A 24,866-nucleotide genomic window follows, 5' to 3' on the forward strand; every position below is an offset into this window, starting at 1 on the left:
CTGATACGACAGCTGCCCCCAAGGCCTCCAGCGTGCTGTGCATGGGGAGGCGCTGCACGGCGCCTGAGACGAAGGTGACCTCAGCGCCTTCACGCAGCAGATCTCTCACGACAGCACCGAGCCATGCCTGAGCCAGCGCACCGTCAGCCTCCTCCACCTCGGCTGCGACGAGTACAGACACGGCCTTCCTGCGGGTCTCCGTCACCGTCACTCCATTCCCTCACGCATCGCGGTAATCCGGCTCAGTTCGGCCCATACCCGGCCCTGCACTGCGTGCTCCTCCAGATCGGTGTCGGGGATCTGATTCATCCACTGCGTCGTCGTGGCGTCGATGAGCCTCCAGTTCGGACCCTGGCTGCGCCGTGGCGATGCGAGGGCGAGCACGCTGCGACCCGTCTCGCGGAAGATCCTGCCTGCCTCGAAGATCTCATCGGCCAGCTGGCGTCCGACACCGGAGTCGGCTCCCATCCACGGGCCGGCGTCGAAGGCCTCCTCATCGATGATCAGAACGGTGGCCTGGGTTCGCCGCGCCTGCAGAGCGGCGGCTCCTGGAATCGCCGCTTCCACGTCAAGCGGCTCCCGCAGCAGAGCGAGCGTGGCCGGGGCCGCTACAGCCAGCGCATCGGACACGCCTGACTTGTTCGGATCCTGCAGCAACGAGTGCAGATCCAGGCCGAATCGCGATTCGTTCACGGGAGGAGTCGACGCCCTGCCCAACGACCTCAGCAGTTCGGAGACATGCATCAGATCAAGTTCTGCGCTCATCAGAGCTGGTCCTCCACTTCCGGGAACTTGTCCACGACCATGCTCCACAGGGCATCACGGGCGCTGTAGACATCGCCGACCGGCGTCTTCACCGTCACCGGCTTGGACGAGAGGATCGATCCCTCCTCGAGGAACCCCCAGACCTTGGCCCGGGATCCGCTGTAATCGCTCCATTTGGAGGGGAGATAGGGGTTGACCTCGTGATGATCGCCCGACCGGGCATCGTTGACAATGAGATAGTCCATGAGGTCCGAGGTGGCCAGGAACTCCAGATACGGCAGGGCTGAGTTCAGAGCCACCTGGTCTTCCATCCCCTGCGCTCCCACGCCGTCGATCGCACGAGCCACCAACGCGTCGAACTGGGCCTTGGAGAACTGCCGCGGGCGACGCGAATTCTCTCCAGCAGGGATGTAGTTCGTGAACACATGCAGCCGCACACGATCGCGCAGCACCGGAGGCAGTCCGCGCATGGCCGATGTGACCTCACGGATGCTTCGGCTCGAATAGAATTCACCGAAATAGGCGAGGTTCACGAAGTCCGGATCGACGCGGTACGGCGATCCGAGACGCTCGTAGTACGGTCGCGGCAAGGTGGGGTGATTGCTCACTCGACTATGCCGCTCGACGCGAGCTGCCAGCTCCGGATTCGAGATGGTCGCGAGCATGGTCTGCTTCTGATGCTCGTTCGTGAAGATGATCTCGTCAGCGAACGCATATACCAGCCGCTCCGCGAAGGCGAAGATCGAGAACTCCTCATCGGGAATTCCGCCGTACAGCTCCTCGACCCGTCGACGCAAGGGACCCGAGACCTCGTCCTCGACGACAGGGCCGCCACGAAGAAGGCCCTCCACATCGAGGGAGAGCGGATCGGAGAACTCAGCGATCCACCGGACCTCAGGATTCCTGAGCTTGAACTCGGCCCCGGCGTAGAGCGAAGGGGCCCACATGGCTCGCGAGTACACGAAGTCATAGCCGCCGTTGGACGCCATGAATCCCTCGGCCAGGCGCGACGCCTGGACGGCGAATGCCTTGAACGGAGACCAAGAAGCCCAGGAGGGGTTCAGCGGCAGGAAGGTCTTCCGATTGACGTACGGTTGGGAGATGGCCTCGACCGTGAAGTCCTGCTTCTTCTTGTGGAGGAACGAGCAGGCGATGACGTCGACGCTGCGGCCGAAATCCCGCAGCCGCTTCGAGGCAACAGACGCACCGGTGTCCTGGAACGGAGAGAAGTTGTACAGCAGGGCCAGCCCCTCCGAAGAAGGGCGCACTGAATCCCACGGGAAGACCGAAGACGCACCTTGGATCAGGTCGGTGATCTCCCGGCGCTGCTGAGGATCTGCCTGCTGCAGCACATCTCGCAACCATGCCACGGCGTCCAGCGCCGATTGGTCCAGCGTGCTGGACACCTCCGGCCGGTGCATCGCCACCTCATGCAGGTGAGCGTGCACTTCGACGCACCGCCGAACCATGTCCTCTGCGGCTCCGCCCAGATCAGCACTGGGCTCGCTGCGGTCGCTCTGGCCCTCGACGTCATCTGCGCCCAGGCCCACGAGCGCCTCTGCGCCCACCGCAGTCGCAGCACTGGAGAGAGCGTCATCAACGGCGAGTGAAGCCGTGTGCAAGACCTCGCTGGTCAGCAGACCTCGGGGATGAGAGTCCCTCAACGACCCGCGTCCTCAGCACGTGCAGCTGCGTCCATCTGCAGACGGAGCATCCGCACCTCCCGACGGAACTCGTTCGCGTACGCCGCGAACTCCTCGGTGTTCAGCTCGGTCATCTGACGCGCGAGCTGATCGAATCCGATTCGGTCAGCCGCCTCCGCGGCCGCATTGAGCTTCTTGGTGGCGTTGTCGAGGCCAGCGCGGGCCTGCTTGGTCCCCTTGCGCTGAGACGTGTTCTGCCTGCGCATGCGCAGGTGCTCAGTCAGCGGGGTGAGCGCCAGCGAGCTGCCGATTAGAGCGAGGCTCGTCCGCTGATGGCCCAGGACCGCCATACCCGCAGCAGCTGCACCGAAGAACACCCCCGAACCGAGGGCACCGAGATAGATCTGCTTCTCTCGAGCTGCGTCCATGATCCTTGTGTCTCCTTCTGATCGAGTCGGGGAACCGGGGTGATCGGCTCAGCGCCAGAGGCCCTTGGTATCCACCACAGCCTTGCCCTTCAGCGCCGCAGCAGGAACAGCCTTGAACTCATCGTGATCCACCAGCACCAGCACCACATCAGCACGCTCGATCGCCTCCGCAGTCTCGGCCAGCTCCACATTCGCCAACCCAGACAGCACCTCCGGCAACTCCGACACATTCGGCTCCACCGCCAACACCGAGACCTCCGGCATCGACTCAGCCAGATCCTTGGCGATGTTCAACGCCGGCGACTCCCGCAGATCATCGATATTCGCCTTGAACGCCAACCCCAGCGCCGCCACCACAGGCCTCTGGCGACCAGCCAGCGCCTCACGCACCTTGCCGATCACCCACCGCGGCTTCCCATCATTGACCTCACGCGCCGTGCGGATCAGATTCGAGTTCTCCCGATCCGAAGACACGATGAACCACGGATCCACCGCAATGCAGTGCCCACCCACACCCGGACCCGGCTGCAGGATGTTCACCCGCGGATGATGATTGGCAAGCTCGATCAGCTCCCACACATCGATCCCCAGCTTGTCCGAGATCAACGACAGCTCATTCGCGAAAGCGATGTTCACATCACGGAACGAGTTCTCCGTCAGCTTCGCCATCTCCGCCGTGACATCATCCGTGACCAGCAGCTCACCCTCACAGAACGTGGCATACACAGCCTTGCCCCGAGCGGCCGCCTCCGCAGTCATGCCCCCGATGATCCGGTCATTCGTGACCAGCTCCTCCATCGCACGCCCGGGCAGGATCCGCTCCGGGCAGTACGCCATATGGATCAGCTTCTTACCGCCCTGGGCCGCCTCCTCCGGATCCACCGTCAGATCCGGCCGAGCCTCCGTCAGCACCCGACCAAGCAGACGCGTGGTCTGCGGCGGCGAGGTCGACTCCAGGATCACCAGCTCATCACCCTCAAGCAGCGGAGCAATGCTGCGACCAGCAGCCTCGATATACGAGGTATCCCCCACATAGTCATCCTTGAACGGCGTCGGCACCGCGATCACGAACGCATCACCATGCTGCATCTCCGTCGAAGCCGTCAGCTGACCGGAGTCCACCGCACGCTTGAGCTCCTCCTCCAGGCCCGGCTCCACGATCGTGACCTCACCACGAGCCACCCGCTCCACCACAGACTCATTCACATCCACGCCCTTGACCCGCACACCGCTGTTCGCCAGCGTCACCGCGGTCGGCAGGCCGATATAGCCCAACCCCACGAACACGACAGTCTGCTCGGTCTCACTCATGTGCACTCATCCTTGATCTCCGCCTCAGCGGTCGCTCCACGATGACCTCACCCGTCAGCAAGATGTGGACTGCTCTGGGCGCGCGGCCGGCGCACATCCTATGTGCAGACGAGGGCGGGGCTTCGGAATTTCGCGCCCACCCTACAGTTCCAACGACTCCACGAGCCGCACCGGACTCGGACTCGCGGCAGGGGCACTGCGTGTACCGCGACGCGGCACTCCCCCGAGCGTTCCCGCACGCCATCCACACTCTGGAGCCGACCCCGATGCCCACTGCCACGCCCACCCCTCGACCCGCGGGCGGCCGGCGAGCAGTCACCTGAAGCGGGTCCCTCGGGACGCTGGAGCATGATCGCCCACAGCGCCAGCCTTCAGCCGCAGGACAATCGCTCCGAGAAGCAAGGAGCCGTCCCCTCAAGGCACTCAAGGCTGCGGTGGGGCTCCTGCGCGTGATCGCCGCGCACAAGCACGGGCTCTTCCAGCTCGGGCCTGAGCACTTCCGCGTCGACACCCTGCGTCACGACCCAATAATGGGGACAGCTGTGTGAGAATCTGCTGAGGATTGCCTGTCCGCCCGCCGATGAGTGAAAGAGTCACCGATGCCGCTGACCGTGATGCCGATCTACGGAACCCGCCCGGAGGCCATCAAGATGGCCCCGATCGTGAAGGCCCTGCAGGACTCCGACGAGTTCCAGTGCGTGGTGACCGTGACCGGCCAGCACCGCGAGATGCTCGATCAGGTCAACGAGATCTTCGACATCACCCCGGATCACGACCTCAACATCATCCGCCCCCGCCAAACCCTCAACGGCGTGCTCACCCGCACCGTCGAAGGCCTGGATACGATCTTCGAGCACAACGCCCCCGACGCCGTCGTCGTCCAGGGCGACACCACCACCTCCACCGCCGGTGCGATCGCCGCGTTCTACCGCGGCATCCCCGTGATCCACGCCGAGGCCGGACTGCGCTCCTTCGACCTGTTCTCCCCCTTCCCGGAGGAGGCCAACCGCAAGATGACCTCCCAGATCGCCTCCCTGCACCTGGCCCCGACCGACATCTCCCGGCGCAACCTGATGGCCGAGTCCATCAACGGCGACGACATCGTGGTCACCGGCAACACCGTGATCGACGCCCTGCACCACACCGTGGCCCGCGAACTGCCCTTCACCGACCCCGCCCTGGAGGACCTGGCCGCCTCCGGACGCCGCGTCCTGCTGGTCACCACCCACCGCCGCGAGAACCAGGGCGATGCCATGCGCGGCGTGGGCCGCGCCCTGGCACGCATCGCAGCCGATGAGCCCGATCTGACCATCGTGCTGCCGGCCCACCGCAACCCCGTGGTCCGCGAAGCCGTGCTACCGGCCCTGGAAGGCCTGGACAACGTCCTGGTCACCGAACCCCTGGCCTACGGCGAGTTCACCCGCATGCTCGCCGTGGCAGACGTCGTCCTCACCGACTCCGGCGGAGTCCAGGAAGAGGCCCCGTCGCTGGGCAAGCCCGTGCTCGTGATGCGCGAGAACACCGAACGCCCCGAAGCCGTCACCGCCGGCACCGTCAAGCTCATCGGCACCGACGAGGAGCGCATCGTCGAAGAGGTCTCCACCCTGCTGCACAACCCGGCCATCTACACCTCCATGGCCAACGCCGTGAACCCCTACGGCGACGGCCGCGCCGCCGAACGCACCGTAGCCGCCATCGCCCACATGTTCGGTCTCGGTGAGCGCCTGCCCGACTTCAACCCGGAGGCGAAGCCGGTCGGCTGACCCTCGGAACCGGACCTGGCCAGCCTCTCAGCTGCCATTCATGTTCGAGCGTCTCCCGCTCAGACGTGGCCACATAGAGCCCCGCCCCTTCTGCCCACCAAATTCGAGGAGTCCCGTAGGATGACCATCCTTTCCCCGTATCCCCGAGGGTTTCTCATGAGCAAAGCGACTGCAGAAGTCCAAGGGCCCTCTGATTGGAAATCGATCGTCCTCGGCGGCAGCGGCTGGGTATTCACCCATGAACCGAGCTTGCTCCCGCGTCTAGAGCAGTCTTCCGATGGCCAGGACTGGGTGCTCATCCACGGGCTCTATCTGCCGACGCGGTCAACTGACCGTCTCGATGACGTGGCGGCCACTGCTCTGGCCGCCTCCATGCAAGGAGACCAGGAGTTCTGGGAGCTTCTCGACAGCGTCGGCGGACGCTACACAGTGGTGCGGTGCCGGTCCGGACGTGTCGAGGTGTACCACGACGCGATCGGAGCGCGGTCTGTCTACTATTCGGAGTCTGAAGATCTCATTTCGAGCCACGCGTTTCTCATACAAGAGACGGCCGCTCACCCTGCGCGCAGTCCCGAAGAGGGTAGTCAGGGATTCATCACAGGGTGGGACAGGACACCTTTCATAGGGATCAGCGCATTGCTGCCGAACCATTCACTGCACCCTGCGAGCTGGTCGGTTGTCCGTTACTTTCCGCGAACCGATAATCGCTACGTCACATGGACGCATCAAGAACGCCTGGCCGAATTCATCCGGATCTGGAACCGACAGCTGGAGCACATCAAAGTGGAGTCAGGATCCGTCATCCTTTCGATCACAGGTGGAGCCGACAGTCGAACAACCCTCGCCCTGTCGCGTGATCACCTCGAAGACTTCAGAACATTCACCTACACACGACGCCCGTCCCGCTCCCGATCCTCGGCGTCACTGGCTCTGGACAAGACCATCGTCGACAAGCTGAAAAGCACTGTTGAAATTCCGAATCACCGCTACTTCATGATCGAGGACGAAGATTCGACCGTCCCTGATTCCATAAGATCGCTCCTGGCAAAGAACTCCATCGGCAATCACGGCAGCTGGCTCATCCCGCATTACCTGAAAGCATTTCCAGAAGAAGGCTGCACCCACCTTCGCGGATTCGGCTACGAGATCGGGCGTGCGTACTGGATTCCCAAGTCAGAATCTAATTCGCTCGCTGGGCTCTGGGCCCTGCACAGAAGTCGCCTGAATCGGCGCAGCACACCGGAGAGCCCAGAGAGTCAGCGCAGGAATTTCGATGAAGGTATCCACAAGTGGGATTATCGCCAAGAAATGCACGGATACAACATCTACGACATCTATTACTGGGAAGCCCGAGTTGGGCGCTGGGGCGCTGAAGTCCTCAATGAAACGGATGTCGCGTTCCAGACGGTCGTACCCATCAACACCCGAGAACTGCTCGAGATCACTCTGTCCTATCCGCTGGAAAAGCGTCGCCAGGGGTTCCTTTTCTCCGAGCTGATCAATGAGAGCACCCCGATCCTGAACTTCCTGGGCAAGAACGATGAGCGAAACCTCTATGAGATCGAACGCGACGCCCATCTGCAGGCCGAAGCCGAGGCTCGCAATCCGACATTCGGGAGGCCACTGATGCTGCCCGAGGCTCTCGTGACGGAAACTTTCGGAAGGCCCGGGCCCACTCGCCCCTCTCCGGACGGTGAGCTCCTGGTCCAGCAGGAGGACTTCCGCCCCGGCACGAGAACGCATCTCGAGTTCCCGCCCCAGGGAGTACCGGGAGGCCTGCGCTTCACCGTCAACACACGCTACAAGGCACCTACAGGCCGAGGTCGCTGGAACTACCAGATCCGCGTCGACGGCACCGTGCTGGCCAGCTGGGATGGTGCGATCTGGAACGATCCGGTCCATATCCACGTATCGAATCTTCCTGCTGGAGCAAATGTCTCCGTGACCGCTCAACCGATCAGGGACATGAGCGCCTACAAGTCGTGGTCGGGGGCCACGCGCGCCTGGATCACAGAACTGGAGTTCCGCGAGGATGAGCCGGAGGGCGACGTCTCGGTCGGATTAGATGCACCGCACGCGCACATCTACGATTTGGGACGGCCGGACAAGCTCCAGCTCAGCGATCTTCCTTCGCTGAATCCGGACGACCTCATCGCGGAACTTCCGATCCGCGTGGACGTGGAGTTCACCGCAGGCACGCTGCCGCTTCTGGTGGTGCGTCGAGAGAATGCTGACCGCGTCGTGATCATGTCCAATGGCGCGGTCGACACGAGCCGCACGAAGGGAACTCCTGTGTTCCAGCGATCCTCGTGGTGGATGGACATCCCCGCTCATCAGATCTATATCTGCGACCCGGGCACGGTCGGACCCGCGGCGCTGAGCCTGGCCTGGGGGCAGATCTCTTCGCGGCTCTGGGCCGTTCCGGCGATGTCCGAGGCCGTTCAGCACATCGCCCGGGTACTCGGCACGGGCGCCCCGGCGGACCGGACCTACTTCGGATCATCAGCCGGGGGGTTCCTGTCGATCGCTATGACCGCCCTCGATCCCGGCTCCTCGGCCATCGTCAACAACGCACAGATCGACTGGACTCGGTGGATGGCCGGCGGCGTCAGCGAACTGAGGAACTCCCGGTTCGACGGCATGCTTCCCGCCCAGCTGCAGGCGGAACTCCCCACCAGGACCAACGTCCTGAATCTACTGACTCAGCAGAAGCAGGCTCCAGTCATCGACTACTGGGTCAACACGGCCTCTCCGCACGACCGAGAGGTCGATCTTCCCGTCGTCCAGGCATTTATCGACTCAGGCTCGCCATCGGCTGCGCACATCCGCATCCACACGTATGAAGATCCACACGCCGGACACAATCCCATGGACCGGGCTGCCACCGTGGATCTAATCCGAAGCGCACGCCATGACGGATAACCGTCTGACCACGGCCGCCAGCACCCATCGAACACCAGTACTCAGGAAGAACATGTCACCGACAGCAAACCTCGATGCCCCGGATGTCTCAATCATCGTTCCGTTCCGCAACCGTGAGACCCGACGGCTGGACCGTGCGATCAAATCTCTGTGGGGCGCAGGCGAGGGGCTGAACGTCGAAGTGATCGTGTCCGATTTCGGAAGTGACGACGCTCTGGGGGTGGCTGGACTGTGTGCTCGCCACGGCGTCCGCCACATCTACACCGAATCCCACCGGTGGAGCCGGGCAGAGTGCTTAAACCGAGGGATCGATGCCGCCCGAGGTCGCCTCATCGTGGCCGATGACGCCGATATGATCTGGGCACCAGGTTCCCTGACGAAGCATGCAGAGAGGATGCTCGCCAGTCCGCATCACATTCTGAATTACCAGGTCTGGGACCTGCCAGTATCCTTGACGGACGAGCTGCTGAGCCACGCTGATTTCACCTGGGAGTACCTGCGTGGGCAGGCGACCTCACATTCCCGATGGGGACACGGACTCCTCCTGATGCCAGCAGAGGCGGTGCGACGGGTTCGCGGCTATGACGAGCGGATGCACACCTATGGGGTGGAGGATCTCGATCTCACCCAGCGCCTCCGTCGGATGGGGTACAGCCAGCACTGGGCCGGCCATGCGGCGGATGAGATCTTCCACATCTGGCATCCGACCTCGAGCAAGCTCGCCAAGACAGATCCTGTCCTGAAGCCGATCGTCGACAAGAACCGCAGCTACTATCGCTCGGATTCCAGCATCATCCGCAATCTCACCACCGGAAAGAGGCCCAGTCCCGAGACGGGAGCGTCGCCGCTGGTGACCGTGGCAATCAGCACCTGCAATCGGGCTCCCTTCCTGCGCGAGGCGATCCGCTCGGTTCAGATGCAGACCTTCCAGGACTTCGAGATCGTGATCGTGGACGACGGGTCGACAGACGAGACTCGCAGTGTGGTCGCGGCCTTCGCCGACCCTCGGATCATATACATCCACCAGGAGTCGGCGGGCATCTCCGCGGCTCGGAATCTCGCCCTCGAGAATTCACGCGGATACTACACAGCGGTCCTCGACGATGATGACCTGATGATCCGGGATCGACTGGAGATCCAGCTTCGCCAGATGACGAAGGGAATTCAAGGCGTCGTCGGGAACTTCGTGAACTTCGAGCACAGCACAGGAGCTTTGCGGACCTGGGCTGATCATGATCCCACTCTCGATGGTGCGTATGAGACCGGAGGATTCGCCGGTCACCCAACTTGGTTGATCGAGACCAATATCTTGCGGTCATTGCGCTACGACGAGACGCTCGCCAGCGCCGTCGACAACAGCATGGCGCTGCGAGCCTTGCGGTCCGGTGTCGTCTTCGCGCACTGCAATCAGGTCGTCACCGTGCGCCGCATGCACAGCGAGCAGGTCACCTCTGTGGGTGGGCAGGGGCAGAAGACCGGGGCCGCGCTGATGCACAGCTGGCTGACGAGCTCCGTCGAACTCTCCGACCGCGAGGGGTACCTTAAAGAGCACCGCGTCCCCAAGACGAACTCGCGCAGTGGCGGCCTTGAGGAGGTACGGATCCTCTCCAGCTTCCCGGACCACTTGGTCACCCGGGACGTTCGAGTGTCGACTTCCGATCCGTCGCTCGCGGCTCAACTCTCGAATGCAGACTGGGCCGCGGACAAACTCATCGTCTCGCGCAATGGTCTCGTGCACTCCGCCACGGCCGACATCGCCGATGCATCGCAATCGATGATCGCCGGTCTCGCCCTCGAGGGATTCGCTGTGGAGGTCACTGCAGCCTCGAGACGTCCGATTTCGAGTTCGGATGAGCCAGCAAGCGTCCTCTCCCTCGAGCAGACGCTGACCGATGAGACCACCGACTCAGAAGCCATTCTCGAATCCGACAGAGAGCGCCTCGACAGCCTCCTGAAGACAGCGCGAGCCGATACCCTCTCATCCTTGTCGCCGTCCCAGGTGCTGGTCGAGGAGCGCTTCTCCGTGCCTTCGGACGAAGCTGGTGGAGATGAGACGGCCATCCACTGGCGCTTCCTCTCGGGCGCAGCGCAAGCCGCTGTCGATCATCACATCGTGGAGGTCTCCGACCTGTGGCCCGTGCTCCTCGCGAGGACGGGACCGTACACGGTCGAATCGGCTAACGGCCCAGTGAGCCCAGAGCTGATCTCCAGGATCGTCAGATCCGGCATCGAGACACGAAAGGAGAATGCGTCTTGATCATCACTGCACGGCACGACGAGGCGGGTCTGCACTTCCTCGCCGGGGAGCCAGAAGAATATGACGCACAACCGCGATACTCAGGGCTCGTGCTCACACACTGGCCCCAGGAGACGTCTGAGAGCCGGATGGCACTGGCGAAGATCCTGGCGTTCTGGTTCGAGGCATCCACGCGCGTGCGGACTGCACCTGATTCGCTTCACCCCGCAACGGCAGAGCTTGTCGAGCGAACCCGCGAGTACTGGGTGCCTAGCATCCACGTCCAGTACGCGGCCCGTAACATACCCACGGGAGGCCTCACGGTGGATCTCCGCCGATCACACGAACCGGAACACGACGGCGGTGATGTCAGTCTGGTCGTTCATCCCACGGGCGATTTCACCGGTCACTATGCGACCCTCCGGGAACACCACATCGGATCGAACAGCTTCTTGTTCGACGATCTGGCTCCAGCGCACGGATCCCTCATGGACTTGGCCACGGCGCTAATCTTCGGCGATGATCTTAAAATGGGCCGGCTGTTGATGACGAGGCCATCTGGCGATTCAATTATAGTCGCAGCGCTGCCAGACATGTTGCGCAGCGTCGGCATCAGATTGGAGTGGAGCTGATGGCCCACACCCATGCAGTCACAGTCACCGAGGATCAGGCAGTTCGATTCACCTTCGAGATCGACGTGCCACGCACGCGATTCACGCTGAGCCTTATGGGTCTGGACCCAGCGATGGCCGCCAAGGCCTATGTTGTAACAATCGAGAACACGGATCTTGAGCATCAGAAGCGGAGCTGGTCCTGGTCTGCAGGCCTCGGACGGCGATACTCATACGTCCCGCAATCCAATACACCACTGCACGCTCTTCCGACCATTCGCTTCAAGGAGCCGGTGAGATCGTTGACCGTCACTGTTGCAGACTTCAGCAAGAACCCGAGCATCCGCATCGTCGAGCAACCCTTCGTGCTCGCACTCCGGTCAGCTGATAGAAATCGCCCTAGTGAAATGCTCACCTACAGGACTGAAACCGGAATCTGACCACTGCCCGCTGGCGAAGCCGAGCTGGACTCCCGTGCGGCCCCCAGGCCCGCACGGGAGTCCCCGGGCCGATCTCCCGCCCGCAGGAGGCCTAGATTATTCTTAGTCTATTCGCCAGGAAACAGCGGATCAAGGCCCGGCAACCCATTTGCCGTCAAATAGTGTGAGAAATTGTCGAAGAGATTGGCAATATTGTCGAAAAAGTCCGTGAGATCCAAGCGACTCCTCACTCTGTCGGCGGTCAGCCCCGATACTTCTGAAAGTGGAAGATTTGGCAGATGCATGAACTCAGCCATTTCCTGCGTACGTGAGTCGTGGGTCACCCACAGCGCAGGCCGCCCGCTGAGGAGCGTCGCCATGTTCACATGGAAGCGAGTCCCATAGGACCACGAGACGTGATGCCTATTGAAGTCGATCCACGATCCCGCGTCTCGGAAAATCTTGAAATTGTTGCGATAGAACTCTTGAACTCGAAGCTCATCGATATCAGACGCCCTCTCATTCAGGATGCCATTGAAATAATAAGGCAACTCCGGGGATGCCCCAGCCTGCAGTTTCTTATGGTAGATGAAACCAGACCGCGAGACAGGCTCTAACAGATATGCTCCTGATCGAATCGCTTCGACTAGGAGGTCCCTCTCGCCAGGACGCTGAAGATTCGTCACGCTCACGCCGTGTCGGCCAGGCTCCTTGACCCCTCCCATCCATAGCTCTCGGAGCGAACGTATCCCCTCGGGTCGGGCATAAAGGGACGGACACCCGGTGACGTACGCATTCTGAACTCCGCAGAGCTCCTCCAACACCTTCTTTGTGAAAGGCCCGCGAACACCAAGCAGCTCGCACTTCGATGAGAGGAACTGCATGAGCTCCGTCGCCTCCGGAGGAAGACTGATGGAGTCGAGGTCCATGGATTCTGACTGAACGCCGAGCCCGAAAACAACGATCGGCTTCTCGTACTTCTTCAAAGAATTCAGTAGCCGCGAGTAGGGGGAGCCGTCGGGAAGATCGCTCCTAAGCACATTTGCCAGCACCAGGGCCACATGCGAGGAATGTTCGTTGATGTATTGTCTAAAGTTTCGCGCTCCCGATAGTCTAAACATCGGGTCACTCTGATGAACAGCATTCGGCAGAATTCTAAGGGGAGCCATCGTATGAATCATGTCCCCAGAATTTCCGTTCACTTCTTCAGGAAATTCGTGAGGAAGATCCCATTTGCCACCCACAACTGCAATCATTCAAACCTCCGAGAATTTTTCAAAAACTTCTCACCACGTGGCTCCGGGAAATTTGTGGAACATCTTCATGACGGCCACTATTCTGCGGATCTCGTCCCAATCCTTCTCATCATACGTCTCGAGCCCCTCCTCGGACCGGCGCACGGCAAGACCGATGCCCCATGCCCCAGATGGGTCGACTTGCAGTGACGGATTCCATTTCCAATAGAAATCGAGATCCAAGTCCGCGATCAGGTCGAAAACCCCCTGAGGTGGTTTCATCCAGCGGGGGGACGAATGCGCTGAGAACTTGAACATCCCAGGCGCCAAGAAGTCCATGGCGAAACTGTTCCCATACTCCCCCACGCGAGCGGGACTCACCTCCCGTGCCAGCGTGGCAATCTCCGAGTGCTCCGGCAGAGCGTGATGAACCATTTGAAGCTTCCGGAAGTACTTCTCCGTATGAGGGTCGGCAAGCGATGCCAGTGAGTCCATGACCAGGTTAGGGAAGCGATCGACGACGAGGCGAGTCGTTCCGAATTCTGTGAGCCCTGCGACCGGGGCGACCCCCCGAAGCCCGGCGGCCCGGAATACCGCATGATCGGCACTCGGATCGGCCCCTCTTCTGAAGTTCCAGGGGGAGGCTTCCAGGATGGACCCGAACGCCATGAAGGATGCCCCGATCGTTTCGGCGAGCAGCAATGTGCCAGCTCCCATGAAAGTCCAGTCCCCCTGAAACCCAGCGATATTTGTTTCGACGATGTGCGGTGTGAACCTCTCGAAGAACCCTCGTTCGCGTATGAATTTTCCTCCGAAGTCCATGGAGACCAGTTCGGTCGACTCGCGATCCAGCAGGGCCAGTGCTGCGAGCGAGTCGAATCCGCCGCTGAAGTTGAGTGCCAGTTTGTCACCGAGCGTCGGACTTGAGCCGACATTCAGTGGCGCATTCCACTCCGCCTGCGTGATCATCTCCAGTCGCTCGCGAGTGTCTCTTGTCACCGGCTCCATGAGTTCGAACTCGTCGAACTTCGAACCGAACGTCGCAGCTATCACACATGCGATCAGATCTCCGTGCGGCCTCTTCGATCCGCTGGGAAGGCCGAACCAGAGAACGTGATCTTCGCCGTCGTATCGGCAGATCATCTCAAGACGCCCGGAGGCATCCATCTCCACGTCCCTGACCCTGAGCTTCCGGATCAGGCCGTCAGACATCGGATTCCTCAGGCTCAATGAGATCAGCTGCCCGAAGCACCCCTGGCTGCCACGGCTCGAAGTCGCTCCGGCTGCTGAAGTACTCCACCATTGCTTCTGGGGCGGAGAGGTCCTGATGTGCGAAGTGCTCGGGCGAGAACTGCCACCACGCCGTGTCCAGCAGGGAGTCAGACAGCCTGCTTGGGAACCGCATCTTGATGATGCGCGCCGGATTTCCTCCCACGATCGTGTATGGCGGTACGTCCTTCGTCACGGTCGAGTTCGCTGCGATGATGGCCCCGTCGCCGACCGAAATCCCCCTGTTCAGGGTGACGCCTTGACCGATCCACACGTCGTTGCCGATGACGGGATAGGGCGCTTCCTTGACTCGCGGATCACCGGTCCTGAATTCACCGTCACCATGATCTTCATGGAAAGCACGGATGTTCGGTGCGATCCGATCGAAAGTGATGTTGGATGTCGTCAACCATTCTACGGGGTGGCGGGGTCCCGTGACTGCCAGCCCCCATGAAATGCTGCAGTACCGACCGATCTTCAGGTACGGATTCAACGAAGAATGAGAGTATGAGAATGATCCGATGCTCGCAAGGCTTGCTCCGGCATACACGCCCGAATAGGCTTCCATCTCCATTCCGTCCGTGAATGTCAAAGTCTCGGGTCGTACACGATTTCCATTCTCGCGCCAGTTGAGGAATATTCGCTTTGACTGGAGAATTTCGGAAATCTCATCGTTCAGCTCGACAGTGGGCATTGATGGGCCTCTCGTGCAGTCGCATTCTAGAATTCAAAATGTTCTATACGGAATTATCTAGCCGATTCAAGAGTCAAGTAACTGGTCGATGGGCAGGTTGATCGTCCCAGTCCGTGCCAGATTTGCTCGCACTGTGCTGACGGCTTCATGGTCGTCCCACGGTCCCAGCAGTGTGGCGATGAGACGGTGACGTCCTCTGGCGTGGAAGGTGGCCACATCGTTCTGTGCGCGCTTCTTCCAGCCTGAGGAGGTCCATCCGATCATCGGATTCTCCTGTCCCCGCCTGACCGAGGTCTCCAATGGGTCAGAGAGCAAGGTGATGGGCATGGACTTACCCTCAGCGCTGAGTTGGAAGCCGGCCCCATCGGCGGTTGCGCGTGCAGTCCGATTGATGTGCCATCGCTGCTCGATGCCCACCGGTTCGTCTGCGGCCACTTCGTCGATCACGATGACGCTTTCGACTGCCTCGAGGTAGATGACGCGGCGCACGATCTTCACGCCGCGATATGTCGAGTCCGACAAGATCATGTCGACATGATCGACGGTCTCCTCCCGGTGCACCAGCTGGACTTCTCGGCTCCGGATCTGGGCCCGCTCGGGGATCACGATGAGGTTGTGAGCGTCGCGTGATGTGACGTACCGCCGAGTGGGCGAGCTGCCGTAGTGGAAGCGGCCTTGGTCCTCGATCCACGAGACCCCGTCACGACAGAAGGTGATGCCGCCGCCGTCGCGATGTCCATGAGGCTTGGTCTGCGAGCCGAAGGTCACGCTGAGGAAGGTCTCCTCCTGGAACGGCCGGTCGATCCCCCACCCGCTGCGCAGGAAAGCGTAGCCCGCATCATAGATTGCGATCCGGCGAGGCGGCGCCTTGCCGGATGCTCCCTTGTTCGACACGTAGTCGGTGTACGGATGCCCGATATCGCGCGGCGATGAGCCGTCCGTATCCCCGATGCGCACGAAACGTCCCAGCGGGATGGTCTCGTGTGCCAATGCCTCGGGTGCCAGATCCATTCGTCCGGCGGCGGCCGGACGAGGCACGCCCTCCAGATCCAGCCGACGCATGACCTGGCTCCACCACAGATAGTTCTGCCGGTGGTAGCCAACCGACCCCTCTTCATTCATCCCTTGTGCGTCCCAGGCTGACTCACACATCTGGTTGAGCCGGTCCACCGCTAATTCCATGGCCCGCTTGTCCTCGAGCGCAGCACCTGCAACGAACAGTCCCACGTTCTGGTGCATGCCGTGATTGGCCTTCTTCAGATGCGCCGGGTTCGAGAGCCAGCGGACGTGGTCCTCCAGGCTGTCCACGATCCACGACTCCTCGCCCACGAGCTCCAAGCCGTGGCACAGCTCAAGGGCGCGGATGCCATCGGTCATATCGATCCAGGCCCATTTCGACTTCGAGCTGCCGGGAGGGTTCGCGCTCACCCAGGACCGTGCGTAGTGCTCCCACATCCAGGCCGACGCCTCGTCGCCGCGCAGCGCGCTTCGGCGCAATGGATCCAGCCACCTCAGCATGTGGTACTGGAACTGCCAGTTGCCGTCCTTGAACGGGTCCTCGGTCCACGTCGGTTCCTCCGGCAAGGACCACGTCTTATGAGGGGGCATGGTCAGTTTCCTGCGCAGCAGCGCATCCACCAGGTCCCTCTCTTCAGCCTCAGGCTTCGAGATGAAGTGCGTTCCGAGCGCCTGTCGGGCACCCGCTTCAATGTTCACCATGGCGGGTCTCCTCTCCGGATCGCGTCCGAGGTCATCAGGCCCCGGAGCCCATCACCGAGCTCGCATCGATCAGTTGCTCCCGCCTCTTGCTCCTTCACCGCGCTGGTGAGGTTTCGGTCACGATGTTCTCCTCCATCTGCGCCCTGTCCGTTCGCGGCACGACAGACAGCCTCTCCCGGCCTCCCTCATCGACTTGCGCGTCGATTTCGATGTCATAGATCGCCGCCAGCTGATCTATCAGCTCACGGCATTCATCACGGACCTCATCGGCCACGTTCTCGTTGAACTTCCGCAGCATCCAGCCGTCGAAGAACGGATCGGCACGCTTCTCGCAGTATGTATCCATGAGTCCAACGTCCCGGAGCCACTTCGAGCGCGCTCCCTCCATGGGGAGGTATTTGCGGTAGAAGCCGGGGCCCACCGTGTTCACCATCGAGTTGGACACGGATCCGTAGTAGACGTGGATCGATTCCGGCACGGACGCCACCCGACGGGCTCCGTGGAGCATCTGCTGGAAGGCGAAGGAGTCCTGCCCCAGCGCGCCCAGCGGCTGATGAAGACCGATCTGCCGAAGCCATCGGACATCCGCCACGAGCGCCTGGATCGACATGGGCTGGAAATTGGTGCGGGACAGCGCGTCTTCGACCGACTCGAGCTCGCCTTCTCGGCTCTTGGGCAGGTGACGCTTGAGGTGCAGGTTGTTGTTGACCTTCCACCGCCGCGTCGACAGCTTCAGCATGTTACCGATCGCGAACTGGGCACCGGTGCGCTTCACCTTGTCCAGCAGGCGGGCGTAGCCGTCGCCGAGTGCTTCGTTGTCCGGGTCCAGGTAGGTGACGTACGGCGCCGACGCCAAGTCCAGTCCCTGGTTCCGCGGACGAGACGCGCTTCCGGAGCCTCCCGTCGGGTTGGCACAGGCCCTGACCTGCCGAGGGAAGCGACGCGCCAGGTCTTCCACGACCTGAATTGTGATCCCATCGGTGGAGCCGTCGTCGATCAGCAGGATCTCCATGCGATCGAAGATCGACGAGCGCTGCAGGGATCGGAAGCACTTGGACACCAAGTACTGGCCGTTGTTGTACACCGGGACGATCACAGTCAGCAGAGGATCTCCCGCCCGGGCCGCTGGTGCAGTCCCCACGATCCGGGGAGCCTCCTCACCGGACGTGGCCGGTGAGGAGAGGGCCACGGTGTCGGCCGGCGCCGTATCGACGCCGAACGGGTCGATGGCGTAGGCCCCGCCCGTGATCACGCTGCCAGCGATGTACCGACGACCTGCGTCCGATTCCAGCCACAGTGCGCTGCGACCGGCATCCGCGACCTGCGGAACGAATTCATGCTCCTCCGCATGGACCACTTCGCCTCGACGTTCGTGCGCGATCCGCGTGATGACCGGCGACTCGGTGTAGGCGAATCCGTTGACCATGTCCTGGGCGTGGAAGGGCCCGTAGTCGTAGCTCGGATCGATGTGCAGAGCGACATCGAACTCGGAGCATCTGGCTGCGAGCTCATCCCTGCTCAGAACGTCTGCCGAGACAGTCTGCCGATCCGCTATCTCGTGCACGCGCTGGGTAATCTCGTCTGCGGTGACGGCGACCCGCGGTTGGGAATTCGTGGTATCGAAACCGGCGGCCGTGAGGATACTGCCCATCTTCTCATGGGCCGCGTGATCGCGAAAGGCACCGCGCAGCCCGGACATCTGCGCCCGGTACCGCTCCTCGCCGCTGACCGCGTCCAGAGTCCGTCCCACATCTCCGACCTCGTCGATCAGCTGGATCTCTGGGAAGAAGTTGTTGACCGCCATGGAGTAATTCGACAGGACGAAGCCGCCCATGGCCATGAGCTCGACGGCCCTGTTCGCGTACATGGTGGGGCTCGTGCGCACCGAGTTCACATTCAGATGGACGTCCATGACCCGCTGGATCCGCATCAGCTCGTCATGGCCAACGCCTGGTCCGATGAAGGGCAGGTACTCCTCGGGGTAGAAGTACTTGGGATCGCCCAGAGACGTGTTGCGGTCCATGATCAGAAGGTCTCGCCCGCTGGAGAGCACCCCGTCGAAGAGCGTCTTCGCTCCGGAGCGGCGCTCCGGGTACTTGTGACGCAGCCAGGATCCCGCGAACAGCACTTCCTGCCGCCGGAACCGACGTGAGCCGATCGGGTGATGCAGACGAGGATTCACGCCGAAAGAGACGGCAGTCACGCTTTTGGCGCGGGGGCAGCTCTCCGTGTAGTTCGGGACCTTGTTCTCATCGGAGGTCACGATGTGATCAGCTTCCCGGGCGAGCTGAAGGAACTTCGCGTAGTTCGGCGGATCCTCCTTGGAGTAGAAGATCACCGGGACGTCGAGCATCCTGCACAGCGGGATGACTTCCGCGCGCAGCAGCTTGTCGGCGTGCAGAGTCCCGTGCCAGTCCTCGAACCTGCCGCGCCACGTGGAGGCCAACAGGAGGACATCCGCCCACTTGATCGTGTCACGCCAGTTGTCCGGCGAGAGGTAGCGGATATCGGCGGTTCCATCGAGCGTATCGAAGAGGAATGTATCGGCCAGCAGCGCGACCTTCACCGCATGAGGCCTGAGCGATAAGGAACCGCTGGCGCCCGGCAGACTGTCAGCCTGCGCCCTGATCTCATCCACCAGGTCATCGCGGCTGGTCGCAGCGCGAACTTCTTCGTATTCGGCAGGTGACGACGGTCGATCCCAGATGACTCGATGAGGATCCCGCTCGAGCTGCTCACGGAAGGCCATGGAGCCGTAGAATGAGATGTCCTCCATCGCAGAGGCCTGCTTGTGCTCCAGCTCCCGGATTCGTCCCCGGACCTTTGCCCTGCGCGTACGGACCTTGACGTTCTCCTTGCGACTCATGAGCCCATCCTCTTTCGCATCTGCCAGTACTGGCGCTTCACCTTCAGCGGAACTGACGACTTGAGCATCCTCTTGACGTCGCCGAGGCCGGGACGTCTGCTGTTCAGCCGGTCGATCTCCCTGCCCCGCGCGTAGGCCAACTCTGAGAAGTCCCGCCGTTGCTGGGTCGTCCGCCGCAGTTCGGACTCCAGCCACAGGATCTTCTTCTGCCGTCGAGCGAGCTCCTCCTTGGCCTCCGCATCACGCCTGTCGATCATGCCCAGAAAGGCGATCTCCTTCTGATAGCTCTTAGCCAGCTCACCGCTGAGTCGCTCGATATCGTGGGCCTGGCGGATCAGTGTCGCTTGCAGGCGCCTTCGGAAGGATTCCTCATCAGCATCGGACGCGGCCATTTGGCTCTCCTCACGTGGAGCTTCGGGGGGGGGGGATGGAGGATATTCTCAGCGTGATCGGGCTACTTAGCGCCAGAGGCCCTTGGTGTCCACCACAGCCTTGCCCTTCAGCGCCGCAGCAGGAACAGCCTTGAACTCATCGTGATCCACCAGCACCAGCACCACATCAGCACGCTCGATCGCCTCCGCAGTCTCGGCCAGCTCCACATTCGCCAACCCAGACAGCACCTCCGGCAACTCCGACACATTCGGCTCCACCGCCAACACCGAGACCTCAGGCATCGACTCAGCCAGATCCTTGGCGATGTTCAACGCCGGCGACTCCCGCAGATCATCGATATTCGCCTTGAACGCCAACCCCAGCGCCGCCACCACAGGCCTCTGGCGACCAGCCAGCGCCTCACGCACCTTGCCGATCACCCACCGCGGCTTCCCGTCATTGACCTCACGCGCCGTGCGGATCAGATTCGAGTTCTCCCGATCCGAGGACACGATGAACCACGGATCCACCGCGATGCAGTGCCCACCCACACCCGGACCCGGCTGCAGGATGTTCACCCGCGGATGATGATTGGCAAGCTCGATCAGCTCCCACACATCGATCCCCAGCTTGTCCGAGATCAACGACAGCTCATTCGCGAAAGCGATGTTCACATCACGGAACGAGTTCTCCGTCAGCTTCGCCATCTCCGCCGTGACGTCATCCGTGACCAGCAGCTCACCCTCACAGAACGTGGCATACACAGCCTTGCCCCGAGCGGCCGCCTCCGCAGTCATGCCACCGATGATCCGATCATTCGTGACCAGCTCCTCCATCGCACGCCCGGGCAGGATCCGCTCCGGGCAGTACGCCATATGGATCAGCTTCTTACCGCCCTGGGCCGCCTCCTCCGGATCCACCGTCAGATCCGGCCGAGCCTCCGTCAGCACCCGACCCAGCAGACGCGTGGTCTGCGGCGGCGAGGTCGACTCCAGGATCACCAGCTCATCACCCTCAAGCAGCGGAGCAATGCTGCGACCAGCCGCCTCGATATACGAGGTATCCCCCACAAAGTCATCCTTGAACGGCGTCGGCACCGCGATCACGAACGCATCACCATGCTGCATCTCCGTCGAAGCCGTCAGCTGACCGGACTCCACCGCACGCTTGAGCTCCTCCTCCAGGCCCGGCTCCACGATCGTGACCTCACCACGAGCCACCCGCTCCACCACAGACTCATTCACATCCACGCCCTTGACCCGCACACCGCTGTTCGCCAGCGTCACCGCGGTCGGCAGGCCGATATAGCCCAACCCCACGAACACGACAGTCTGCTCGGTCTCACTCATGTGCACTCATCCTTGATATGCGCTGGGCCTCAGTACAGCGTCGACCCCAGTAGAGGTCGTTGAGCTGTGGGCTGTTCTGTTGTTGATTCGGCAGACATCTTGGCATAACTGGGGGCTCGGCCCCGAAACAGCGCGCGTCATCTTCCGGACTCCGCCCTGGCGCCATGTGCGCGCGGGCCTTTCGCCCAAGGCTCGCCGTGCTCGAAGCACTCCGAGCACGGTCTAGGAGGAGAGCTCAGAGTCTCTCGACATCCAGCTGCAGAGAGGCCTCCACCCTGGCCGCACGATCAGACGCCGCGGTGTCGGCGGGATGTCCCGGGGTGGAGACTTCAACGACGGCGTCCGGCTCGACCATGCGCAGCTTGCCCTCCGGCGCCTCGGGATCGACCGGCTCCAGCTCGATTCCGTAGACGGAGCCGAGCTCGCGGAGCAGAGTCAGCGCTTCCGCGCGGTGCTCCGGAGCGATGAACTCATTGAACTTCTCCAGCAGCCAGCCCTCGAAGACCGGTCGAGCCCGCCGCTCCTGATAGGTCTCCATCAGATTGTGCTCCCGCAACCATCGCACACGCACGGCCTCTAGAGGAACATACTTCCGGTAGAAGGCCGGTGTGATGGTGTTCACCATCGAATTGGTCACAGAGCCGTAGTACACGTGGATGGGCTTGTGGAGCGTGTCGATCCTGCGAGCCGCGTGCGGCATCTGCTGAAAGGCCAAGGAGTCCTGCCGGAGAGCGCCCACCGGCTGCCGGATCCCGGTCGAGCGGAGCCACGCAGCGTCCGCCACGAGGGCCTGGATGCTCACCGGCTGGAACCGGATATCCGCGATGGCGCCTTCGGGCACGATCTTGCCGCCTCGACCATCCTCGACCAGCACCTTGTCGAGCAATCGAGCATTGCGGACCCGACGAGAATCGGTGGTGCACTTGGTCACGTCGCCGATCGCAAAATCCAGCTCAGAGGCCTTCACCATCTGCAGCAGCTGCGCGTATCCGTCGTTGACGGCCTCGTTGTCCGGGTCCAGGTACGTGATGTAGGGAGCTGACGCCAGCTCCAGGCCCTGATTGCGGGGTCGGGAAGCGCTCCCCGATCCGCCTTCCGGGTTGAAATGCGTGCGGATCTGGGGAAAGCGACGGTCCAGGTCCTGGACCACCTGCAGGGTGATGCCGTCGGTCGAGCCGTCATCGACCAGAAGGATCTCCATCCGATCGAAGATCGAGGAGCGCTGCAGCGATCGGAAGCACTTCTCCTCGAGGTGGCGACCGTTGTTGAAGACCGGGACGATGACCGTGAGCTCGGGTGCCGCGCGCTCCCAGGGGGCCGTCGCGGCAGAGCGAGCGGTCTCCGGCTGGACGTCGACCCCGAAGGGATCCGCTCCGTACGCGGAGCCCTCGATCCGTCCGGTCTCCAACCAGCGATCCGTGACCTCGGACGAAAGCCACAGAGCGGTCCGATAGGGGTCGTCAGCCTGCGCGATCTGCTCATGGTCATCCTTGGAGATAACCTCTCCTGCCGCTTCCCAGCCGTTCTTGGCCACGAAGTCCACGTCCGCGTAGGCGAAGGCACTGACCTGAGCGCGCGCATAGTCGAAGTGGTACCGGTAGTCCTTCCGGACCGGCAGCACCACGGTGTGCTGGAGCTGACCGGCCGCACGAGCCGATCGCAGCTGCTCCGTGGACAGCACGTCCACCTCGATGGACTGCTGGTCAGCGATGCGCTCGATCTCGGGAGTCACCTCGTCGGCCACCATCAGCGCACGACCGTGCGTCGTGACCGTCGGCAGTCCGACGGTCTGCAGCAGCTCGGCCATCCGCTGATGCGATGTGTGGTCGTAGAACGCTCGGTGCACGCCCTGCGAGTGCAGGCGATAGAGCTCGTCTCACTGCAGCTGCCCCAGTATGGCCTGCGTGTCGTACGCCGAATCAGCGATCAGGATGTTCGGGAAGAGGTTGTTCAGCGCCAGGTTGTAGTTGGAGATCACGGCCGCTCCCATGGCCTGCAGCTCCACAGCACGGTTCGCCAACATGGTGGTCGAGCCCACGACCGAGTTCAGATTGATCTGAACATCCACCATGCGCTGGATGCGCATCAGATCAGCATGCGGGACACCAGGCCCCACGTGCTCCAGGTACTCCTGGGGGAAGTAGTGCCTCGGGTCGCCGAGAGTGGAATTCCGGTCGAGGATGAGCAGGTCCCGGCCAGCCTGAGCGACGCCATCGAAGATCTTGCGAGCGGCAGCCTTCCTCTCCGGGTACTTGTGATCCAGCCAGGGCCCGGCGAAGAGCACCTCCTGCCGACGATGCCGACGCGAGCCCACCGGGTTGTGCACCAGGGGATTGACGCCGAACGTCAGGGCTCGGATCTGCTGCGCTCCAGGGCAGTCTCGCTGGTAGTCCGGGATGACCTCTTCGGCCGAGGTGAAGACGTAGTCGGCTTCCTGGGCCAGCGGAAGGAACCGGGCGTAGTTGGGCGGGTCCTCGTTCGAGTAGAAGGCCACAGGCACTCCGGCCCGGCGGAATGCCGGGATCACCTCCGAGCGGACGAGGCCCTCGGCTCCGGTGCTGCCGAGCCATTCGTCGTCGTCCCCGCGCCAGGTCGAGGCGACGATCAGCAGCTCGGATTCCTGGGCGACCTCCCGGAAGTTGTCCTGTCGCAGATAGGTGACATGCGCCGAATCACGCAGCGAGTCGTAGAGGAACTCGTCCAAGAACATGGCGATGCGCACCGGGTGGGGGGCCAAGGACCTGGACCCCAGGTTCTGGGGCAGGTCAGCGGCCAGCTGCTGCAGCTCCTGGACTCGATCCGTGCGGAGCACGTCAGCCATCAGATCAGCCATGGCGTCCGGATCCGTGATCGGCCTCAGGCGGTCCCACTGCTCTTCGAGGACAGCGCGTGCGAAGAACGGAGAGAGATACCACCGACTGTTGTACTGGGCCTCTTTTTGAGTCTGCTGGAGCTCGTCGAGACGTCTGCCGATCGCTTCGCGACGCAGCCTCACCTGCTCCAGATTCATGCGCTGCCGCCCTGCAGGATCTTCTTGCGTGCGATCCAATACGCGCGCTGCGCCCTCTTGCGGGCAGTCCAATAGGCCCTCTGGGCGACGCCGCCGGGAGAATCCCGAAGGGTCTGAAGCTGTTGGATCTGTACCTCGAGCCTCTGCAGCCTGCGGTCTCGCTGCGTCAGGTTGTCGAAGAAGACCAGCTCCTTGCGATAGCTTGCCGCGAGCTCCTTGGAGAGCCTTTCGATCTGCCGAGCCTGCTCGGCCAT

General features: G+C 62.3%; 20 protein-coding genes. 6 read left to right on the forward strand and 14 right to left on the reverse strand.

Going from position 1 to position 24,866, the window contains the following annotated elements; all coding sequences use genetic code 11:
• Positions 1-207 precede the first annotated feature (207 nt).
• Together JOE55_RS01590 and JOE55_RS01595 are read right to left on the reverse strand one after the other, a co-directional pair.
• Positions 208-765 carry a hypothetical protein gene (locus JOE55_RS01590; RefSeq protein WP_204781809.1) on the reverse strand — a complete coding sequence of 186 codons (558 nt, stop codon included), beginning with the start codon at positions 763-765 and terminating at the stop codon, positions 208-210.
• Positions 765-2,186: a hypothetical protein gene (locus JOE55_RS01595; protein ID WP_204781810.1), complete on the reverse strand. Its 1,422-nt coding sequence runs from the start codon at positions 2,184-2,186 to the stop codon at positions 765-767. Before JOE55_RS01595 ends, JOE55_RS01590 begins: the two co-directional genes overlap by 1 nt.
• A 9-nt stretch (positions 2,187-2,195) precedes the next feature.
• On the opposite strand from JOE55_RS01595, the gene JOE55_RS01600 reads away from it, so the two are divergent.
• Positions 2,196-2,375 carry a hypothetical protein gene (locus JOE55_RS01600; RefSeq protein WP_204781811.1) on the forward strand — a complete coding sequence of 60 codons (180 nt, stop codon included), beginning with the start codon at positions 2,196-2,198 and terminating at the stop codon, positions 2,373-2,375.
• A 50-nt stretch (positions 2,376-2,425) separates the two neighbouring features.
• On the opposite strand, the gene JOE55_RS01605 is transcribed toward JOE55_RS01600, so the two are convergent.
• Together JOE55_RS01605 and wecC (JOE55_RS01610) are read right to left on the reverse strand one after the other, a co-directional pair.
• A complete protein-coding gene (locus JOE55_RS01605) occupies positions 2,426-2,836 on the reverse strand; it encodes a hypothetical protein (RefSeq protein WP_204781812.1) in 411 nt (136 codons plus the stop codon).
• Positions 2,837-2,884: 48 nt separating this feature from the next.
• Positions 2,885-4,147: a UDP-N-acetyl-D-mannosamine dehydrogenase gene (gene wecC / locus JOE55_RS01610; protein WP_204781813.1), complete on the reverse strand. Its 1,263-nt coding sequence runs from the start codon at positions 4,145-4,147 to the stop codon at positions 2,885-2,887.
• 599 nt (positions 4,148-4,746) lie between these two features.
• On the opposite strand from wecC (JOE55_RS01610), the gene wecB reads away from it, so the two are divergent.
• From wecB to JOE55_RS01635, 5 genes are all read left to right on the forward strand, one after another.
• The gene (wecB, locus tag JOE55_RS01615) at positions 4,747-5,910 is read left to right on the forward strand and encodes a non-hydrolyzing UDP-N-acetylglucosamine 2-epimerase (protein WP_204781814.1); all 1,164 of its coding nucleotides are present in this window, start codon (positions 4,747-4,749) and stop codon (positions 5,908-5,910) included.
• Positions 5,911-6,030: 120 nt separating this feature from the next.
• The gene (locus tag JOE55_RS01620) at positions 6,031-8,832 is read left to right on the forward strand and encodes a hypothetical protein (RefSeq protein ID WP_204781815.1); all 2,802 of its coding nucleotides are present in this window, start codon (positions 6,031-6,033) and stop codon (positions 8,830-8,832) included.
• Positions 8,822-11,089: a glycosyltransferase family 2 protein gene (locus JOE55_RS01625; RefSeq protein WP_204781816.1), complete on the forward strand. Its 2,268-nt coding sequence runs from the start codon at positions 8,822-8,824 to the stop codon at positions 11,087-11,089. Before JOE55_RS01620 ends, JOE55_RS01625 begins: the two co-directional genes overlap by 11 nt.
• Positions 11,086-11,700, forward strand: a complete 615-nt coding sequence (locus JOE55_RS01630) for a hypothetical protein (RefSeq protein ID WP_204781817.1) — start codon at positions 11,086-11,088, stop codon at positions 11,698-11,700. The genes JOE55_RS01625 and JOE55_RS01630 overlap by 4 nt, the downstream gene beginning before the upstream one ends.
• Positions 11,700-12,119, forward strand: coding sequence for a hypothetical protein (locus JOE55_RS01635; RefSeq protein WP_204781818.1), 420 nt, complete (start codon positions 11,700-11,702; stop codon positions 12,117-12,119). Before JOE55_RS01630 ends, JOE55_RS01635 begins: the two co-directional genes overlap by 1 nt.
• A gap of 107 nt (positions 12,120-12,226) precedes the next feature.
• Here JOE55_RS01635 and JOE55_RS01640 read toward each other — a convergent pair whose 3' ends face one another.
• The 10 genes from JOE55_RS01640 to JOE55_RS01685 form a co-directional block, all read right to left on the reverse strand.
• Positions 12,227-13,159, reverse strand: a complete 933-nt coding sequence (locus tag JOE55_RS01640) for a polysaccharide pyruvyl transferase family protein (RefSeq protein WP_204781819.1) — start codon at positions 13,157-13,159, stop codon at positions 12,227-12,229.
• Positions 13,160-13,384: 225 nt separating this feature from the next.
• A complete protein-coding gene (locus tag JOE55_RS01645; RefSeq protein ID WP_204781820.1) occupies positions 13,385-14,545 on the reverse strand; it encodes a hypothetical protein in 1,161 nt (386 codons plus the stop codon).
• Positions 14,538-15,296, reverse strand: a complete 759-nt coding sequence (locus JOE55_RS01650; RefSeq protein ID WP_239546370.1) for a CatB-related O-acetyltransferase — start codon at positions 15,294-15,296, stop codon at positions 14,538-14,540. Before JOE55_RS01650 ends, JOE55_RS01645 begins: the two co-directional genes overlap by 8 nt.
• A 66-nt stretch (positions 15,297-15,362) precedes the next feature.
• Positions 15,363-17,015: a heparinase II/III domain-containing protein gene (locus JOE55_RS01655; RefSeq protein WP_204781821.1), complete on the reverse strand. Its 1,653-nt coding sequence runs from the start codon at positions 17,013-17,015 to the stop codon at positions 15,363-15,365.
• Positions 17,016-17,109: 94 nt separating this feature from the next.
• Positions 17,110-19,881 carry a glycosyltransferase gene (locus JOE55_RS01660; protein WP_204783167.1) on the reverse strand — a complete coding sequence of 924 codons (2,772 nt, stop codon included), beginning with the start codon at positions 19,879-19,881 and terminating at the stop codon, positions 17,110-17,112.
• Positions 19,878-20,273 carry a hypothetical protein gene (locus JOE55_RS13645; protein ID WP_204781822.1) on the reverse strand — a complete coding sequence of 132 codons (396 nt, stop codon included), beginning with the start codon at positions 20,271-20,273 and terminating at the stop codon, positions 19,878-19,880. The genes JOE55_RS01660 and JOE55_RS13645 overlap by 4 nt, the downstream gene beginning before the upstream one ends.
• A 66-nt stretch (positions 20,274-20,339) precedes the next feature.
• Positions 20,340-21,602 (reverse strand): UDP-N-acetyl-D-mannosamine dehydrogenase, encoded by a 1,263-nt coding sequence (gene wecC / locus JOE55_RS01670; protein WP_204781823.1) that lies wholly within the window; start codon positions 21,600-21,602, stop codon positions 20,340-20,342.
• 235 nt (positions 21,603-21,837) lie between these two features.
• The gene (locus JOE55_RS01675) at positions 21,838-23,409 is read right to left on the reverse strand and encodes a glycosyltransferase family 2 protein (protein WP_204781824.1); all 1,572 of its coding nucleotides are present in this window, start codon (positions 23,407-23,409) and stop codon (positions 21,838-21,840) included.
• 69 nt (positions 23,410-23,478) lie between these two features.
• A complete protein-coding gene (locus JOE55_RS01680; RefSeq protein ID WP_204781825.1) occupies positions 23,479-24,612 on the reverse strand; it encodes a CgeB family protein in 1,134 nt (377 codons plus the stop codon).
• The gene (locus tag JOE55_RS01685) at positions 24,609-24,866 is read right to left on the reverse strand and encodes a hypothetical protein (protein ID WP_204781826.1); all 258 of its coding nucleotides are present in this window, start codon (positions 24,864-24,866) and stop codon (positions 24,609-24,611) included. Before JOE55_RS01685 ends, JOE55_RS01680 begins: the two co-directional genes overlap by 4 nt.

The sequence above is a fragment of the Kocuria palustris genome (genome assembly GCF_016907795.1).
Classification (GTDB): Bacteria; Actinomycetota; Actinomycetes; order Actinomycetales; family Micrococcaceae; genus Kocuria; species Kocuria palustris.

What these genes read in the sequence shown, in the direction of transcription:
- wecC (WP_204781813.1), bottom strand. Translation starts at nt 4,147, where the DNA reads ATGAGTGAGACCGAGCAGACTGTCGTGTTCGTGGGGTTGGGCTATATC.
- JOE55_RS01625 (WP_204781816.1), top strand. Translation starts at nt 8,822, where the DNA reads ATGACGGATAACCGTCTGACCACGGCCGCCAGCACCCATCGAACACCA.
- JOE55_RS01620 (WP_204781815.1), top strand. Translation starts at nt 6,031, where the DNA reads ATGACCATCCTTTCCCCGTATCCCCGAGGGTTTCTCATGAGCAAAGCG.
- JOE55_RS01680 (WP_204781825.1), bottom strand. Translation starts at nt 24,612, where the DNA reads ATGAATCTGGAGCAGGTGAGGCTGCGTCGCGAAGCGATCGGCAGACGT.
- JOE55_RS01650 (WP_239546370.1), bottom strand. Translation starts at nt 15,296, where the DNA reads ATGCCCACTGTCGAGCTGAACGATGAGATTTCCGAAATTCTCCAGTCA.
- JOE55_RS01675 (WP_204781824.1), bottom strand. Translation starts at nt 23,409, where the DNA reads ATGGCCGAGCTGCTGCAGACCGTCGGACTGCCGACGGTCACGACGCAC.
- JOE55_RS01605 (WP_204781812.1), bottom strand. Translation starts at nt 2,836, where the DNA reads ATGGACGCAGCTCGAGAGAAGCAGATCTATCTCGGTGCCCTCGGTTCG.
- JOE55_RS01595 (WP_204781810.1), bottom strand. Translation starts at nt 2,186, where the DNA reads ATGCACCGGCCGGAGGTGTCCAGCACGCTGGACCAATCGGCGCTGGAC.
- JOE55_RS01645 (WP_204781820.1), bottom strand. Translation starts at nt 14,545, where the DNA reads ATGTCTGACGGCCTGATCCGGAAGCTCAGGGTCAGGGACGTGGAGATG.
- JOE55_RS01655 (WP_204781821.1), bottom strand. Translation starts at nt 17,015, where the DNA reads ATGGTGAACATTGAAGCGGGTGCCCGACAGGCGCTCGGAACGCACTTC.
- JOE55_RS01635 (WP_204781818.1), top strand. Translation starts at nt 11,700, where the DNA reads ATGGCCCACACCCATGCAGTCACAGTCACCGAGGATCAGGCAGTTCGA.
- JOE55_RS01600 (WP_204781811.1), top strand. Translation starts at nt 2,196, where the DNA reads ATGCAGGTGAGCGTGCACTTCGACGCACCGCCGAACCATGTCCTCTGC.
- JOE55_RS01590 (WP_204781809.1), bottom strand. Translation starts at nt 765, where the DNA reads ATGAGCGCAGAACTTGATCTGATGCATGTCTCCGAACTGCTGAGGTCG.
- wecB (WP_204781814.1), top strand. Translation starts at nt 4,747, where the DNA reads ATGCCGCTGACCGTGATGCCGATCTACGGAACCCGCCCGGAGGCCATC.
- JOE55_RS13645 (WP_204781822.1), bottom strand. Translation starts at nt 20,273, where the DNA reads ATGGCCGCGTCCGATGCTGATGAGGAATCCTTCCGAAGGCGCCTGCAA.
- JOE55_RS01660 (WP_204783167.1), bottom strand. Translation starts at nt 19,881, where the DNA reads ATGAGTCGCAAGGAGAACGTCAAGGTCCGTACGCGCAGGGCAAAGGTC.
- wecC (WP_204781823.1), bottom strand. Translation starts at nt 21,602, where the DNA reads ATGAGTGAGACCGAGCAGACTGTCGTGTTCGTGGGGTTGGGCTATATC.
- JOE55_RS01685 (WP_204781826.1), bottom strand. Translation starts at nt 24,866, where the DNA reads ATGGCCGAGCAGGCTCGGCAGATCGAAAGGCTCTCCAAGGAGCTCGCG.